This window comes from Zestomonas insulae, assembly GCF_016901015.1.
In the GTDB taxonomy this organism is placed as follows: domain Bacteria; phylum Pseudomonadota; class Gammaproteobacteria; order Pseudomonadales; family Pseudomonadaceae; genus Aquipseudomonas; species Aquipseudomonas insulae.
In genome coordinates this window covers 419,710-437,291 of record NZ_JAFEUP010000004.1, presented here as the reverse complement: position 1 = coordinate 437,291, position 17,582 = coordinate 419,710, and the positions used below count along the sequence as shown (strand labels likewise).

The following is a 17,582-nucleotide window of genomic DNA, read 5'->3' as shown; positions in this document are numbered from 1 at the left end:
GACTTGCCTGAGAGCCCGCCATGTCCGCCTGCCAGACTCCGATCATCGTCGCCCTCGACTTTCCCACCCGCGAGCAAGCCCTGGCTGCCGCCGCTCAGCTCGATCCTGCGCTGTGCCGGGTCAAGGTCGGCAAGGAGCTGTTCACCCGCTGCGGGCCGACGATCGTGGAAACCCTGGCCAGCAAGGGCTTCGAGGTGTTCCTCGACCTGAAATTCCACGACATCCCGAACACGACGGCGATGGCGGTCAGGGCCGCCGCCGAGATGGGCGTGTGGATGGTCAACGTGCATTGCTCGGGTGGCCTGCGCATGATGGCGGCATGCCGGGAGACGCTGGACAAGCTCAACGGCGCCAAGCCGCTGCTGATCGGCGTCACCGTGCTGACCAGCATGGAGCAGGACGACCTCGCCGGCATCGGCCTGGATGTCCCGCCGCAAGAGCAGGTGCTGCGCCTGGCCGCGCTGGCCGCGCAGGCCGGCATGGACGGTTTGGTGTGCTCGGCGCAGGAAGCCGTGGCGCTCAAGGCAGCGCACCCGCAGCTGCAGCTGGTCACCCCGGGTATCCGCCCGGCGGGCAGTGCGCAGGACGACCAGCGGCGCATCCTCACCCCGCGTCAAGCGTTGGATGCCGGTTCCGACTACCTGGTGATCGGCCGCCCGATCGCCCAAGCCGCCGATCCGGCCAAGGAGCTGACGGCGGTGGTCGCCGAACTGGCCTGAGGGCAAGTCCGCCCCTCACCCCGGCCCTCTCCCGAGGGGAGAGGGAGTATCCGAGCCTCATTTCTGGCACGTACGGAACAGCCCCCTCTCCCTCCGGGAGAGGGCCGGGGTGAGGGTGTGCGGCCATTGCTTCACCATCAGTGCGCGTGGCTGTTGCCAACATGACTGTGCGCCGGCGCCACATCCTCTACTGCCCCAGCCTCATTCAGCCGCTGCAGGATGCCGCAACTGGCATCGCTACCGTCGCCGCAGCGCTGACGCAATTCCAACAACTGTTGCTCCATCGCCTGCAGGCTGGCGATGCGCGTGCGCACGTGGGCGATGTGCTCATCGACCAGCGCATTGGCGTCCGCACAGCCGGCTTCCGGGTGTTCGCGCAGGGCGAGCAGGCGGCGGATCTCCTCGTGGGTCATGTCCAGGCTGCGGCAGTTGCGGATGAAGGTCAGGCGTTCGACGTGTTCGCTGCCGTAATGGCGGTAGTTGCTGGCGGTGCGGGATGGCGGCGGCAGCAAGCCCTCGCGCTCGTAGTAGCGGATGGTTTCGACCGGGCAATCGGTCAGCTTCGCCAGTTCACCAATCTTCATCGCCGCGCTCCAGGGTGCTTGACCCTATAGTGGCTACAGGGTGTTAACTCCGCAACAAGCACTGACAAGGAGCATTCCATGAGTGACTGCTGCGACCACCATCACGACCACGACACCCCTGCGAGCGGCGCTGCCGCCCCGGTTGTGCTGCGCGAAGGCGCGCAACTGAGTCGGGTGCGCATCCAGCAGATGGACTGCCCGACCGAGGAGGCGCTGATCCGTGCGCGGCTCGGTGGTATGCCCGGCGTGGTGGCGCTGGAGTTCAACCTGCTGCAGCGCGTGCTGAGCATCCATCACCTGCCGGATGCCCTGGAGGCGGCGCTGGAGGCGATTCGTGAGCTGGGCTTCACCCCGGTGGCGGAGTCTGCCGCGGGTGCGCGCGCGGCGCCACCAGCCGAACCGGCGCGCCGCCAGTGGCCGTTGCTGCTTGCCGGGGTAGGCGCGCTGCTGGCGGAAGTCTTCCACTTCACTGGCTGGTTGCCGGAGTGGGCGGTCGCCGGCCTGGCGCTGCTGGCCATCCTCGCCTGCGGTCTGGACACCTACCGCAAGGGTTGGGTGGCGTTGAAGAATCGCAACCTCAACATCAACGCGCTGATGAGCATCGCCGTGACCGGTGCGGTGTTGATCGGCCAGTGGCCGGAAGCGGCCATGGTGATGGTCCTGTTCGTGCTCGCCGAACGCATCGAAGCGCGCTCGCTGGATCGTGCGCGCAACGCGATTCGCGGCCTGCTGGCGCTGACCCCGGAGCAGGCCACCGTGCGCCAGGCTGATGGCGACTGGGTGAGCATGGCGGTACGCGAGGTAGCGCTCGGCGCCCAGGTGCGGGTGCGTCCGGGCGAGCGCATTGGCCTGGATGGCGAGGTCACCGAGGGCCGCTCGACGGTGAATCAGGCGCCGATCACCGGGGAAAGCCTGCCGGTGGAGAAGGGCGTTGGCGACCCGCTGTTCGCCGGCACCATCAACCAGGCCGGCGAGTTGGAGTACCGCGTCACGGCGCTGGCGGACAACAGCACGCTGGCGCGGATCATTCACAGCGTCGAAGAGGCGCAAGGCGCGCGGGCACCGACCCAGCGTTTCGTCGACCGCTTCTCGCGCATCTACACCCCGGCGGTATTCGCCCTGGCCCTGGCGGTCGCGCTGCTGCCACCGTTGTTCGACGGCGCCTGGCTGGACTGGCTGTACCGCGCGCTGGTGCTGCTGGTGGTGGCCTGTCCCTGCGCGCTGGTGATCTCCACGCCGGTGACCATCGTCAGCGGCCTGGCCGCGGCGGCGCGGCACGGCCTGCTGGTCAAGGGCGGGGTCTATCTGGAAAGCGGCGCGCGCCTGTCGGTGCTGGCCCTGGACAAGACCGGCACCATCACCCACGGCCGCCCGGCGCAGACCGACTTCGAGCTGCTGGAGGGTAGTGCTGCGGACACTGCGCGGGTGATTGCCGCAAGCCTTGCCAGCCGCTCGGACCATCCGGTGTCGCTGGCACTGGCACAGCAGGCCGAACAGGACGGCGTCGTCGCGCAGCCGGTGGCGGCATTCGAGGCGCTGCTCGGGTTGGGCAGCCGTGGTGAGGTGGACGGCCAGCGCTATCACCTCGGCAATCACCGTCTGGTCGAGCAGTTGGGCCTGTGCTCGCCGGCGCTCGAGGAGCGCCTCGAACGCCTCGAGCGGCAGGGCAAGAGCGTGGTGCTGCTGTGTGGTGAAAGAGGTGTGCTGGCGTTGTTCGCGGTGGCCGACACGGTCAAGCCGAGCAGCGCGGCTGCGCTGCAGGACCTGCATGCGCTGGCCATCCGCACGCTGATGCTGAGCGGCGACAACCCGCACACCGCGGAGACCATCGGGCGGGCCGTCGGCCTCGACGAAACCCGCGGCAACCTGCTGCCGGCCGACAAGCTGCGCGCGGTGGAAGAACTGCAGGCGGGCGGCCAGGTGGTCGGCATGGTCGGCGACGGGATCAACGACGCGCCGGCCTTGGCCCGCGCGGACATCGGCTTCGCCATGGCGGCAGCCGGCAGCGACAGCGCGATCGAGACCGCCGACGTCGCGGTGATGGATGACGACCTGCGCAAGCTCGCCACCTTTGTGCGCCTGGCGCGCGATACCGCGCGCATCCTGCGGCAGAACATTGTGCTGGCGCTGGGCATCAAGGCGCTGTTCCTGGCGTTCGCCATCGCCGGTGAGGCGACCCTGTGGATGGCGGTATTCGCCGATATGGGCGTCAGTCTGCTGGTGGTGTTCAACGGTTTGCGGCTGCTGCGTCGCTAAGGACACTCCGAAAAAGCCGTCATTCCCGCGTAGGCGGGAATCCAGTGAGCCCGCAGCACCTGGGCTCCCGCCTACGCGGGAGTGACGGTAGATAGCCTTTTCAGAGAGGGCTGTATAGGAATGTTTATTTCGCTTGGCGTTGCTCGAGGTTTCGCTATATATTTTTTGATATAGCGAAATACAACGATAAGGAGTTCGTCATGCGTCGTCGTTTCATCCCCGCCCTGGTTGCGCTGTGCTCGTTCGGTCTGTCGTCGGCGCATGCCGATGAGGTGCAAGTGGCGGTGGCCGCCAACTTCACCGCGCCGATCCAGGCCATGGCGGCTGATTTCGAGAAGACCACCGGGCACAAGCTGGTGTCATCGTTCGGCGCCACTGGCCAGTTCTACGCGCAGATCAAGAACGGCGCACCGTTCGAGGTGTTCCTCGCCGCCGACGACAGCACCCCGGCGAAGCTCGAGAAGGAAGGCGAAGCGGTGGCCGACTCGCGCTTCACCTACGCGATCGGCACCTTGGCGCTGTGGTCGGCCAAGCCCGGCTACGTCGACGACCAGGGCGCGGTGCTCAAGGGCAACAGCTACAAGCACCTGTCCATTGCCAACCCGAAGACCGCGCCGTACGGCCTGGCCGCCACCCAGGTGCTCGAGCAACTGGGCCTGACTCAGGCGGTGGCCGGCAAGCTGGTGCAGGGCGAGAACATCACCCAGGCGCAGCAGTTCGTGGCCACCGGCAACGCCGAATTGGGCTTCGTCGCGCTGTCGCAGATCTACAAGGACGGCAAGGTCACCAGCGGCTCGGCCTGGGTGGTGCCGGCCAAGCTGCATGAGCCGATCCGCCAGGATGCGGTGCTGCTCAACAAGGGCAAGGACAACCCGGCGGCCAAGGCGCTGCTCGATTACCTCAAGGGTGCGCAGGCCGGGCAGGTGCTGACCGCCTACGGCTACAGCCGCTGAGTCATCGCCTATGCCATTGACTGCCGAGGACTTCGCGGCCATCTGGCTGACCATCCAGCTGGCATCGCTGACCACTGTGCTGTTGCTGGTGGTCGGCACACCGATCGCCTGGTGGCTGGCGCACACCTCATCTCGCCTCAAAGGGCCAATCGGTGCGCTGGTCGCCTTGCCGCTGGTGCTGCCGCCGACGGTGATCGGCTTCTACCTGCTGGTCAGCATGGGGCCGCACGGTTTCATTGGTCAGCTGACCCAGAGCCTGGGGCTCGGCGTGTTGCCATTCACCTTCGCCGGGCTGGTGGTGGGGTCGATGATCTATTCGCTGCCGTTCGTGGTGCAGCCATTGCAGAACGCCTTCGCGGCCATCGGCCCGCGTCCGCTGGAAGTGGCGGCGACGCTGCGCGCCGGGCCGTGGGACAGCTTCTTCAACGTGGCCTTGCCGCTGGCGCGGCCGGGGCTGATCAGTGCGAGCATCCTCGGCTTCGCCCACACTGTCGGCGAGTTCGGCGTGGTGCTGATGATCGGCGGCAACATTCCGGACAAGACCCGCGTGGTGTCGGTGCAGATCTACGATCGCGTCGAGGCCATGGAGTATGCCCAGGCGCACTGGCTGGCCGGCGGCATGCTGGTGTTCTCCTTCCTGATTCTGCTGGCGTTGTACTCGTCGCGGCGCATCAAGCCGGGCTGGGGAGGTTGAATGGCGGCTGAAGGCATCGAGGCGCGCTTTCGTCTCGACTATCCGCAGTTCGCGCTGGATGTCGACCTGCTGCTGCCGGGGCGCGGCGTCACCGCGCTGTACGGGCCGTCCGGTTCGGGCAAGACCAGTCTGCTGCGTTGTATTGCCGGCCTGGAGCGGGCAGGGCGCAGCTACCTGCGGGTCAACGGCGAGGTCTGGCAGGACAGTGCCAGCCGGCTCTGCGTGCCGACGCACCGCCGCGCGCTCGGCTACGTGTTCCAGGAGGCCAGCCTGTTCGCCCACCTGTCGGTGCGGCGCAATCTGGAGTTCGGCTACCGGCGCATCGCCGCAGCGCAGCGCCGGGTCAGCCTGGAGCAGGCGGTGGAACTGCTCGGCATCGGCCATCTGCTCGAACGCCTGCCGGATCGGCTGTCCGGCGGCGAGCGCCAGCGCGTCGGTATCGCCCGCGCACTGCTGACCAGCCCGCGCCTGCTGCTGCTCGACGAGCCGCTGGCCGCGCTCGACCTCAAGCGCAAGGGCGAAATCCTCCCATATCTCGAGCGCCTGCATGACGAGCTGGAAATTCCGGTGCTGTACGTCAGCCATGCGCCGGACGAGGTCGCACGGCTGGCCGATCACCTGGTGCTGTTCGAAGAAGGCCGCGTGCTGGCCAGTGGGCCGCTGGGCGAGACCCTGGCGCGGTTGGACTTGCCGACTGCGCTGGGCGACGACGCCGGGGTGGTGGTCGAGGGGCGGGTGAGTGCCTTCGATCCGATCTACGACCTGCTCAGCCTGAAGCTGCCGGCCAGCGAACAGACCCTGCGCGTGGCGCATGCGCCGCTGGCACTGGGGCGGCGCCTGCGCTGCAAGGTGCAGGCGCGCGACGTCAGCCTGAGCCTGCAGCGCCCCGGTCACAGCAGCATCCTCAACCTGCTGCCGGCCACCGTCTGTGGTGAGATGCCGGCGGGCAGCGGCGCGCACGTGCTGGTGCGCCTGGAAGTGGACGGCACGCCGCTGCTGGCGAGGATCACCCGCTACTCGCGCGACCAGCTCAATTTGCATCCGGGGCAGCAGCTGTGGGCGCAGGTGAAGGCGGTGGCGGTGCTGGCCTAGCGGGCGATGGGCGTACCTGTCTCATTTCTGAGACAGGCTATTTGCAGCGGTTTTGTCATATTCAGAAATATCTGGCCGGGCTTTGGGAAGGCCCGTGCCAGAGGGTCGGACTTTGGTCTGAACATTGATAAAAAACATTAATTATCAATGGATTAATTTGACCGTATCGTTGCTGATACAAAGCGACAATTGCTTGACACTCTTCGGGCAGAGTTCTTCCATTCGGGCGTGCATTGGCTGAACAGCGGGAGCCGTGGATGGGCTTCCACCACTGTGTGCAGCCGGGAGACCGCTCCTCATGGATAGTCGCTCGTTCACTCCCCGGTCGGGGAGTCGCTCCTCGGTCCAGTTCCACGGACCACCCTTGCCCTGACGCCTGCCAGGTCGGTCGACCTGTGGCCTGGGCCACGCCACCCCGTCATGCAGTTCGCGCTGCCACCTGATCAGCGCGCGGGCGTCCCACGCCAGGAAAAAACCTTCTCAATGTTTCAACGTTCTCACGTTGTTGCAGCGGCTTCGTCTGCATGTGGGTTGCGCACCAAGGATAAAAATCATGGCCACCCTAACCGTCAACAAAGCGGACCTGCAGTACATCCTCAAGCAGATCGAAATCGCCGAGGCCCATTCGGCCTTCCTTGCCGCCAACCCCGGCGCCACGCTGGAGCAGCAATCGGCTTTCCTGCGTGGCTTTGTCGAAAGCCCGTTGTTGCCGGAAGGGCTGCGTACCGTCGATGGCACGCTGAACAGCCTGATTCCCGGGCAGGAGCTGTACGGCTCGGCCGACCAGTTGATGAAGCGTCTGCTCGATCCGACCTTCCTCACCGCCGAGGGTGGCGATCCGGACGGCCCCGGCCCAGCGCCGGCGGTGTCGCTGACCAGCTACCTGCAGACCGCCGGATTCGTGTTCGACTCGCAGCCGCGCACCATCAGCAATCTGGTGGTCGACCAGTCGCTGGGTAACCTGGCGGCGGTGATGGCCGCGCTGGAAGCGATTGGCGCGAGCAATGCCTACGCCACCGCGCAGCAGATCGTCGCGGCCTACAGCGCGATTGCCGGGGTTGTGAGTGCCGCCAGCGCGGCGTCAGCTGCCGAGGCCGCCGGTGCCGCCGAGCTGGCTGCAGCCCAGGCGGCGGCCGGCGCCGCCTCGAGCGCGGCGGCCGACGCCCAGGTGGCGGCCGATGCGGCCAACCAGGCGCACGCGGCAGCGGTGACCACCGCCAACGGCGCGTTCGCCGACTTCGTCAGCGCAGCGACCTTGCTCGGCTCGCTCAGCCCGGCCGACCCGAACTATGGGACAGTGCTGGCGCAGTTCAACAGCGCCTTCGCCAGCTACCAGACCGCCCAGGCCACCGCCACCAGCCTCGGCCAGGCCGCCACTGTGGCGACCACCGCGCTGACCGACGCGCTGTCCGCGGTCAACGCCGCGACCCAGGCGCTGGCCACCGAGCAGGCCGAACAGGCCCAGCTGGTCGCCGCCAGTGATGCTGCCGACGCCGCAGCGACTGCCGCCTCGGGCACCCTGAACACCTTGCTCGACGGCGCCGGCCTGACGGTGGAAAACGACACCGTGGTGATCCCCAACGTCTCCGCCGACGAGGGCCTGACCGCGCCGTTCAACTCCTGGATGACCCTGTTCGGCCAGTTCTTCGACCACGGCCTGGACCTGGTCAACAAGGGCGGCAGCGGCACCGTGTACATCCCGCTGATGCCGGATGACCCGCTGTACGTGCCGGGCAGCCACACCAACTTCATGGTCCTCACCCGCGCCACTAACCAGGTCGGTGCCGACGGGGTGCTCGGCACCGCCGACGACGTGCACGAGCACGTCAACCAGACCACGCCGTACATCGACCAGAACCAGACCTACACCTCCAACGCCTCGCACCAGGCGTTCCTCCGCGAATACGTGCTGGTCGACGGCAAGCCGGTGGCCACCGGGCACATGCTCGACGGGGATAACGGCGGGCTGGCGACCTGGGCGGACATCAAGGAGCAGGCCCGTGAAGTGCTGGGCATCGATCTGGCCGATTGGGATGTGACCAACGTGCCGATGCTGCTGATGGACCCCTATGGCGAGTTCATTCGTGGCGCCGACGGCTTCCCGCAGCTCTACGTGCGGGTCACCCCGACGGCGGAGAATCCGCTGGGCATCGCCATCGTCGAAGGCGATCCGGCGGCGCCGATCAGCACCGAACTGGCGGTGCGCACCGGCCATGCGTTCCTCGACGACATCGCCCACACCGCCAAGCCGGTGCTCAACGCCAGCGGTCAGCTGGTGGCCGACGCCGATGATGTCGCCGGCAACCCGGTGCCGGTCGATACGCGCGGCAACAACACCCAGTACGACAACGAACTGCTCGACGCCCACTACATCACCGGCGACGGCCGCGGTAACGAGAACATCGGCCTGACTGCCGTGCACCACGTGTTCCACGCCGAGCACAACCGCCTGGTCGAGGCCAACAAGCAGACCATCCTCGACTCCGGCGACCTGGCCTTCCTCAACGAGTGGCTGCTGGTCGACGTGGCCGCCGTGCCCACCGATGCGACGGAAATCGCCAACCTGCTGTGGGACGGCGAGCGGCTGTTCCAGGCGGCGCGCTTCGTCAACGAAATGCAGTACCAGCACATGGTGTTCGAGGAGTTCGCGCGCACCGTGCAGCCGAACATCGACCCCTTCGTGTTCTCCAACACCGCCGACATCGACCCGGCGATCTTCGCCGAGTTCGCCCACGTGGTGTACCGCTTCGGCCACTCCATGCTGCGCGAGACCGTCGACCGCATCGGCATGGACCTGGAGACCGGCACCATCGGCAGCAACGACCAGATCGGCCTGATCGAAGCCTTCCTCAACCCGCTGGCCTTCGCCGCCAGTGGCGTGTCGGCGGAGGCGGCCGCCGGCGCGATCATTCGCGGCATGAGTCGCCAGGTCGGCAACGAGATCGACGAGTTCGTCACCGAGGCGCTGCGCAACAACCTGGTCGGTCTGCCGCTCGACCTGGCGGCGATCAACATCGCCCGTGCCCGCGACACCGGGGTGCCGTCGCTGAACGCGGCGCGTGAGCAGTTCTTCGAGGCGACCGGCGACAGCCAGCTCAAGCCGTATGTGAGCTGGACCGACTTCGCCATGCACCTGAAGAACCCGGCCTCGGTGATCAACTTCATCGCCGCCTATGGCAAGCACCAGAGCATCCTCGACGCCGACACTCTGGAAGAGAAGCGCGCCGCCGCCTCGCTGCTGGTGCTCGGTGGGGTGGGCACGCCGGCTGATCGCGATGCCTTCCTCAATAGCACCGGCGCCTGGACCGCCGCCAACAGCGGGTTGAACAGCGTCGACTTCTGGATCGGCGGGTTGGCCGAGGAGAAGATGCCGTTCGGCGGCATGCTCGGCTCGACCTTCAACTTCGTCTTCGAATCGCAGATCGAGAACCTGCAGAACGGCGACCGCTTCTACTACCTGAGCCGCGTGCAGGGCACCAACCTGCTCAACGAGCTGGAGGCCAACTCGTTCTCCAACCTGGTGATGCGCAACACCGACCTCGGCGATCCGAACTCCTCGCACCTGCCGGGGCTGCTGTTTGCCAACGTCGACTACATCCTCGAGATCGAGACGCAGCGGCAAATCGGCGCCGACCCGACCTGGGACGACCCGATCCGCCAGGCGCTGAGCAACAAGGTGGTGCGCCAGGATTTGGATGGTGACGGCGACACCGACCTGCTGCAGTTCCGCGGCGGCGAGCACACCGTGCTTGGCGGTTCGGCGGAGAACGACATCCTGATCGGCGGCGACGGTGACGACACGCTGTGGGGCGATGCCGGCGACGACACCCTGGAAGGCGGCTTCGGCGTCGACATCATCCACGGCGGCGAAGGCGACGACCTGATCACCGACATGGGCACCGACATCGGCGCCACCGCGCTGATCCATGGCGACGGCGGCAACGACGTGATCAACGCCGGCAACGGCCTGACCCTGATCTTCGCCGGCGACGGCAGCGACTTCGTGCTCGCCGGTCCGGACGGCAAGGAAGTGTTCGGCGGCCGTGGCGATGACTTCATTCGCGGCGGCAGCGGCATCGACTTCCTGCTCGGCAACGAAGGTGATGACTGGATGGAGGGCGGCGACAGCTTCGACACCCTGGCTGGCGACAACTCCGAGCTGTTCTTCAACAGCCCGATCATCGGCCACGACGTGCTCGACGGGAATGGCAACGACACCGACTACGACGGCGAGTCCGGCGACGACATCATGGTCCAGGGCCTGGGCATCCAGCGCAACGAGGGGATGTTCGGCTTCGACTGGGCGATCCACAAGAACGACCCGTTGGGTGCCAACACCGACCTCAACATCCCGATCTTCACCACGGTGGAGGCCGACATCCTGCGCGACCGCTTCGACCAGGTCGAAGGCCTGTCCGGCTGGAAGTACAACGACGTGCTGCTCGGCGACAACCGCGGCAACGACCCGGCGCTGGAGGATGAGCTGCAGACCCTGCTCAACCATGAACTGACCCAGGCTGGCGTCGATCGCATCAGCGGTCTGCAGGACATCGTCGGCGGCACGCCGCTAGGCGATCCGAACGCGCTGGTCTACAACGGCGGCAATATCATCCTCGGTGGCGGCGGCAGCGACACCATCATGGGCCGTGGCGGCGACGACATCATCGACGGCGACTCCTGGCTCAATGTGCGGATCAGCGTGCGCGACCGCGACAATCCGGAGGTCGAGCTGTTCTCGGCGGAGAACATGACCGAGCTGCAGGCGATGATGATGACCCGGCAGATCAACCCGAGTCAGTTGAAGATCGTCCGCGAGGTGCTCAACGGCAATCAGGCCGGCGATGTCGACACCGCGGTGTACTGGGACGTGCGCGAGAACTACGACGTGGTTCGCAACGCCGATGGCAGCTGGACGGTGCAGCACGTCACGGTCGATCCGGCCAACTTTGTAGGACCGATCAACGGCGCGCTGTTCGGCGACGGTACCGACCGTCTGCTCAATATCGAACGCCTGCAGTTCGCCAACGGCGAGATCATGTGGCTGACCAACCAGGCACCCACCGGCCTGCCGACCTTGAGTGACAGCACACCGACCGAGGGCGTGGCGCTGACCGCGTTGACCGCCGGCATCGTCGACGGCAACGGCACGCTGAACGCCACGTTCGGCTTCCAGTGGCAGATGCTGGTCGCCGGCCTGTGGGTCGACATCGCCGGCGCCAACGCGGCGCAGTTCGTGCCGACCCAGGCGCAGGTCAATCAGTCGCTACGTGTGGTGGTCAACTACACCGACGACGCCGGCTACACCAACAGCGTGATCTCCGCGGCCAGCGGCATCGTCGGCGACCGTTACGACGGCACCACCGCGGCCAACGGGCCGCTGCTCACCGAGGGTGACGACATCGCCTTCGGCAACGGCGGCAACGACGTACTCAGCGGCCTCGATGGTGACGACCTGCTCGACGGCGGCATCGGCAACGACACGCTGCTCGGTGGTGCCGGCAACGACACGCTGCTTGGCGGCGACGGCACCGACACGCTGGATGGCGGCACTGGCGCCGACCAGATGAGCGGGGGCACCGGCAACGACACCTATGTGGTCGACGATGCCGGCGACCAAGTCAACGAAGCACTGGGCGGCGGGACCGACACGGTGCAGTCGGTGCTCGGCAGCTACACGCTGCTGGCCAACGTGGAGAACCTGACGTACGTCGGCACTGGCAATTTCACCGGTACCGGCAACGCGCTGGCCAACACCATCACCGGCGGCACCGGCAACGACGTGCTCGACGGCGGCGCCGGCACCGACCGGCTGGTGGGTGGGCTCGGCGACGACGCCTACTACGTGGATGTGGCCACCGACGTGGTGGTCGAAGCGGCCGGCGCGGGTATCGATACGGTGTACTCGACCAGCGCCAGCTACACCCTGGCCAACAACGTGGAGAACTTCGTCCAGCTCGGCGGCGCGGTGGTGGCGGTCGGCAACGCGTCGAACAACAGCATGATCGGCTCGGCACTGGCCGATAACCTGAGCGGCGGCAGCGGCGATGACAGCCTGTTCGGCGGCGCCGGCAACGACGTGCTGACCGGTGGCCTGGGCAACGACACGCTGGCCGGTGAGGCGGGCAACGACACCCTGAATGGCGACGGTGGCAACGACAGCCTGAGCGGCGGGGAGGGCAACGACACGCTGAACGGCGGGGCGGGCAACGACAGCCTGGACGGCGGCATCGGCGACGACATCCTCGACGGCGGTACCGGTGACGACCTGCTGCTGGGCGGCGATGGCAACGACCAGCTCAACGGCGGGGCAAACAACGATACCCTCGACGGCGGCGCCGGTGATGACTTCATCGACGGCGGGGCGGGTAACGACATCGTCACCGGCGGGGCTGGCAACGACACCCTGGTGGCCGATTCCGGCAACGACATCTTCATGTTCAGCGCCGGATTTGGCCAGGACACGATCGTCGGCTTCGATGCGGTCGCCGCCGGCGGCCAGGACCTGCTCAACTTGAGCAGCTACGGCTTCGATGCAGCCAGCTTCGCCGCTAACGTGCAGATCGCCGCCGACGGCGCCGATACGCGCATCACCATCGGCGAGGATTCGATCCGTCTGGTCGGGGTCACCGTCGGCAACGTGACGTCTGCGGACTTCCAGTTGGTGTGAGGAGGGGCCGTTCAGGGGCGGCGCAGGCCGCCCCTGACGGTACTCAGGACTTCGGTGTGGCGGGGTTCTGGCTGAGGCGTTGCGCCGTCCAGCCACCACCAAGCGCCTTGTACAGCTGCACTTCCGCGCTGAGCTGGGCGAGACGGTCGATGATCAGCGCCTGCTGCGAGGCAAACAGCTGACGCTGCGCATCGAGGAAGGTCAGGTTGCTGTCGATGCCGGTCTGGTAGCGGCGCTCGGCCAGGCGGTAGTAGTCCTGGCTGGCACTGACCAGATCACGCTGCGCCTGCAGCTGATCGCGGTAGGTAGCACGCGCGGTGAGGCCGTCGGCGACTTCGCGGAAGGCGGTCTGAATGGTCTTCTCGTACTGCGCGACCTGCACGTTCTTCTGTACTTCGGCGTAGTCGAGGTTGGCCTCCAGCGCACCGGCGTTGAAGATCGGCAGGCTGATCTGCGGGCTGAACAACCAGGTGCCGGAGCCGCCTTCGAACATCCCCGAGAGGTCCGGGCTCAGCGTGCCGGCGTTGGCGGTCAGGCTGATGTTCGGGAAGAACGCCGCGCGCGCCGCGCCGATGTCGGCGTTGGCGGCACGCAGCTGGTGTTCGGCGGCGAGGATGTCCGGGCGCCGTTGCAGCAGCTCGGACGGCACGCCGGCTGGCAGTTCGTTGAACAGGTCGGCGTCGAGGTCCAGCGGCTTGGCCAAGTCCTCGGGCAGGCTGTGGCCGAGCAGCAGGGTCAGTGCGTTGCGGTCTTCGGCGACCCGCCGCTGGTACTGGTTGAGGCGCACGCGGGCGGTTTCCACCGACGTGCGCGACTGGCTCAGCGACAGCGCCGAGGCGACGCCGACGTCGAAGCTGCGCTGGGTCAGGCTGTAGCTCTTCTCGAAGGTGCGCAGGGTGTCCTGGGTCAGCTCGAGCAGGTCCTGGTCGGCCTGCCAGGTCAGGTAGGCGTCGGCCACGCTGGCGATCAGGCTGATCTGCGTGCTGCGCTGCGCTTCGTCGGTGGCGAAGTAGCGCTCCAGGGCGGCGTCGCGCAGGCTGCGTACGCGGCCGAACAGGTCGAGCTCCCAGCTGGTGCCGAGGGTCGCGCTGTACTGGCTGTTGATCGTCGAGTCACCGGTCTGCGACAGACGTTCGGGGATGCGCTGGCGGGTCGCGCCGGCGGCCGCCGAGACGTTCGGGTACAGGTCGGCGCGCTGGATGCGGTACAGCGCCTGGTAAGCCTCGACGTTCAGCGCGGCGGTGCGCAGGTCGCGGTTGTTGTCCAGGGCAATCTCGATCAGCCGGTGCAGCGCCGGGTCGTGGAAGAACTCGCGCCAGCCTTGCAGGGCCGAGGATTCGCCATTCACTTCCGCGGCGGGCGGGTAGGCCTGGCCCTCAGGCCAGGTGTCGGCGATCGGCGCGGCCGGGCGCTGATAGTCGGGAATCAGCGAGCAACCGCCGAGCGCCAGCGCGGCGATGGTCAGGGACAGCAGGGACTTTCTCATTCACTCACCTCGTGCGCACCGGTGTGGGCGCGGCGGGGCTTGCCCTTGAACAGCGCGGACACCAGCACGAAGAACAGCGGAACACCGAAGATGGCCAGCACCGTGGCGGTGACCATGCCACCGATCACGCCGGTGCCGATGGCGTGCTGGCTGCCCGAGCCGGCACCGCTGGAAATCGCCAGCGGCAGCACGCCGAGCACGAAGGCCAGCGAGGTCATGATGATCGGCCGCAGACGCATGCGGCAGGCCTCGATGGCCGCGTCGTAGAGGCTCTTGCCCTGCTCGTGGAGCTCCTTGGCGAACTCCACGATAAGGATGGCGTTCTTCGCCGCCAGACCCACCGTGGTGAGCAGGCCGACCTGGAAGAACACGTCGTTGGACAGCCCGCGCATGTAGGTGGCGAGCAGCGCACCGACGACGCCGAGCGGCACCACCAGCATCACCGAGAAGGGGATCGACCAGCTCTCGTACAGCGCCGCCAGGCAGAGGAACACCACCAGCAGAGACAGCGCATAGAGCGCCGGCGCCTGCGCACCGGACAGGCGTTCCTCGTAGGACAGGCCGTTCCACGACAGGCCGACGCCCGGCGGCAGCTGGGCGGCGATCTCGGTCACCGCGTCCATCGCCTCACCGGAACTGCGTCCTGGTGCCGGCTCGCCCTGGATCTGTACGGCGGACACGCCGTTGAAGCGCGACAGCTTCGGCGAGCCGTAGATCCACTCGCCACTGGCGAAGGCGGAGAACGGCACCATGTTGCCGTCGGCGTTGCGCACGTACCACTTGTCGAGGTCTTCCGGGCTCATCCGCGAGGACGGCGAGCCCTGCAGATAGACCTTCTTGACCCGACCCTGGTCGATGAAGTCGTTGACGTAGCTGGCACCCCAGGCAATCGACAGGGTGTTGTTGATGTCCGCCAGCGACAGGCCGAGGGCGCGGGCGCGCTCGTCATCGATCTGCAGTTGGTACTGTGGCTCGTCGTCCAGGCCGTTGGCGCGCACGTGGGCGAGCACCGGGTTCTTCGAGGCCAGCTCGAGGAACTGGTTGCGCGCCGCCATCAGCGCTTCGTGGCCGATGCCGGCACGGTCCTGCAGGAAGAAGTCGAAGCCGGTGGCGTTACCCAGCTCCATCACCGCCGGTGGGGCGAAGGCGAACACCCGGGCGTCGATCAGCGCGGCGAAGTGCTCGCTGGCGCGGTGCGCGACGCTGAACACGTCCTGGCCGGCGCCGCGCTCTTCCCAGGGCTTGAGCATGATGAAGGCGAGGCCGGAGCTCTGCCCGCGGCCGGCGAAGTTGAAGCCGTTGACGGTGAACACCGATTTCACCGCGTCGTCTTCCAGCAGGTAGGTGCGCATCTGGTCGAGCACATCCTGGGTACGGATCGAGCTGGAGCCGGCGGGGGTCTGCACCTGGGTGAACAGCACGCCCTGGTCTTCTTCGGGGAGGAATGAGGTGGGGATGCGGGTGAACAGCCAGACCATGCCGACCAGAATCACCACGTAGGCCAGCAGGAACGGCGCCTTGCGCTTGAGCATGCCGGCCACGCCGCGCTCGTAGCTCTTCACGCTGCGTTCGAAGTTGCGGTTGAACCAGCCGAAGAAGCCGCCGGAGTGGTGGTGCTCACCCTTGTGGATCGGCTTGAGCAGGGTGGCGCACAGCGCCGGGGTGAATATCAGCGCGACCAGCACCGACAGGCCCATGGCCGAGACGATGGTGATCGAGAACTGCCGGTAGATCACCCCGGTGGAACCACCGAAGAACGCCATCGGCAGCAGCACTGCGGACAGTACCAGGGCGATGCCGACCAGCGCGCCCTGAATCTGGCCCATCGACTTGCGCGTCGCCTCGCGGGGCGACAGGCCTTCCTCGGTCATCACCCGCTCGACGTTCTCCACCACCACGATGGCGTCGTCGACCAGCAGGCCGATGGCCAGCACCATGCCGAACATGGTCAGGGTGTTGATGGTGAAGCCCGCCGCAGCCAGCACGCCGAACGTGCCGAGCAGTACCACCGGTACCGCCAGGGTGGGGATCAGCGTGGCGCGGAAGTTTTGCAGGAACAGGTACATCACCAGGAAGACCAGGACGATGGCCTCGCCGAGGGTCTTGACCACTTCGAAGATCGACGCCGAGACCACCGGGGTGGTGTCGTACGGCAGCACCACTTCCATGCCTGGCGGGAAGAACGGCTTGAGCTGGTCGATGGTGGTGCGGATCGCCGCGGCGGTGTCCAGCGCGTTGGCGCCGGTGGCCAGCTTGATCGCCATGCCGGAGGCCGGCATGCCGTTGAACTGCGCGCCGATGATGTAGTTCTCGCCGCCCAGTTCGACCTTGGCGACGTCGCCGAGGCGGACCTGCGAGCCGTCGCTGTTGACCTTGAGGAGGATCTGGCGGAACTGCTCGGGGGTCTGCAGGCGGGTCTTGCCGACGATGGTGGCGTTCAGCTGCTGACCCGGCTCGGCCGGCAGGCCGCCGAACTGGCCGGAGGAGACCTGGACGTTCTGCGCCTGGATCGCGCTCTTCACGTCGATTGGGGTCAGCTTGAAGTTGTTCAGCTTGCTCGGATCGAGCCAGATGCGCATGGCGTACTGCGCGCCGAACACCTGGAAGTCACCGACGCCCTTGGTCCGCGAGATCGGGTCCTGGATGTTGGAGACGATGTAGTTGGACAGGTCGTTGCGGCTCATGCTGCCGTCGGTGGACACCACACCGATCACCAGCAGGAAGTTGCGCACCGCCTTGGTCACGCGGATGCCTTGCTGTTGCACTTCCTGCGGCAGCAGCGGGGTGGCCAGCTGCAGCTTGTTCTGCACCTGCACCTGCGCGGTATCCGGGTTGGTGCCCTGCTCGAACGTCGCGGTGATGGTCATCGAACCATCGGAGTTGCTGTCCGAGTTGATGTAACGCAGGTTGTCGATGCCGTTGAGCTGCTGCTCGATCACCTGTACCACGGTGTCCTGCACGGTCTGCGCGGAGGCGCCCGGGTAGTTGACCTGGATGGCGATCGATGGCGGGGCGATGCTCGGGTACTGCTGGATCGGCAGGTTGAGGATCGACAGGGTGCCGGCCAGCATGATCACCAGGGCGATCACCCAGGCGAAAATCGGCCGGTCGATGAAGAATTTCGACATGGT

Annotated in this window: 9 protein-coding genes; 6 read left to right on the top strand and 3 right to left on the bottom strand. The window is 66.9% G+C overall.

Annotated elements, in window-relative coordinates; all coding sequences use genetic code 11:
* The first annotated feature begins 20 nt into the window (after positions 1-20).
* Positions 21-719 (top strand): orotidine-5'-phosphate decarboxylase, encoded by a 699-nt coding sequence (gene pyrF / locus JQX08_RS15405; protein ID WP_205349278.1) that lies wholly within the window; start codon positions 21-23, stop codon positions 717-719.
* Between the two features lie 137 nt (positions 720-856).
* On the opposite strand, the gene cadR is transcribed toward pyrF, so the two are convergent.
* The gene (gene cadR / locus JQX08_RS15400; RefSeq protein WP_205349277.1) at positions 857-1,303 is read right to left on the bottom strand and encodes a Cd(II)/Pb(II)-responsive transcriptional regulator; all 447 of its coding nucleotides are present in this window, start codon (positions 1,301-1,303) and stop codon (positions 857-859) included.
* A 78-nt stretch (positions 1,304-1,381) separates the two neighbouring features.
* Here cadR and JQX08_RS15395 point away from each other — a divergent pair, with 78 nt between their 5' ends.
* The 5 genes from JQX08_RS15395 to JQX08_RS15375 all read left to right on the top strand — a co-directional run bounded on the left by JQX08_RS15395 (position 1,382) and on the right by JQX08_RS15375 (position 12,965).
* Positions 1,382-3,559, top strand: a complete 2,178-nt coding sequence (locus tag JQX08_RS15395) for a heavy metal translocating P-type ATPase (RefSeq protein WP_205349276.1) — start codon at positions 1,382-1,384, stop codon at positions 3,557-3,559.
* A 200-nt stretch (positions 3,560-3,759) separates the two neighbouring features.
* The gene (gene modA, locus JQX08_RS15390; RefSeq protein WP_205349275.1) at positions 3,760-4,512 is read left to right on the top strand and encodes a molybdate ABC transporter substrate-binding protein; all 753 of its coding nucleotides are present in this window, start codon (positions 3,760-3,762) and stop codon (positions 4,510-4,512) included.
* Between the two features lie 10 nt (positions 4,513-4,522).
* Positions 4,523-5,206, top strand: coding sequence for a molybdate ABC transporter permease subunit (gene modB / locus JQX08_RS15385; protein ID WP_205349274.1), 684 nt, complete (start codon positions 4,523-4,525; stop codon positions 5,204-5,206).
* Positions 5,207-6,298: a molybdenum ABC transporter ATP-binding protein gene (modC, locus tag JQX08_RS15380; protein ID WP_205349273.1), complete on the top strand. Its 1,092-nt coding sequence runs from the start codon at positions 5,207-5,209 to the stop codon at positions 6,296-6,298.
* Positions 6,299-6,851: 553 nt separating this feature from the next.
* On the top strand, positions 6,852-12,965 hold the full coding sequence (locus JQX08_RS15375; protein ID WP_205349272.1) for a peroxidase family protein: 6,114 nt from the start codon (positions 6,852-6,854) through the stop codon (positions 12,963-12,965).
* Positions 12,966-13,008: 43 nt separating this feature from the next.
* Here JQX08_RS15375 and adeC read toward each other — a convergent pair whose 3' ends face one another.
* Positions 13,009-14,451, bottom strand: coding sequence for an AdeC/AdeK/OprM family multidrug efflux complex outer membrane factor (gene adeC, locus JQX08_RS15370; protein ID WP_205349271.1), 1,443 nt, complete (start codon positions 14,449-14,451; stop codon positions 13,009-13,011).
* The gene (locus JQX08_RS15365) at positions 14,448-17,579 is read right to left on the bottom strand and encodes an efflux RND transporter permease subunit (protein WP_205349270.1); all 3,132 of its coding nucleotides are present in this window, start codon (positions 17,577-17,579) and stop codon (positions 14,448-14,450) included. The genes adeC and JQX08_RS15365 overlap by 4 nt, the downstream gene beginning before the upstream one ends.
* Positions 17,580-17,582: the final 3 nt, after the last annotated feature.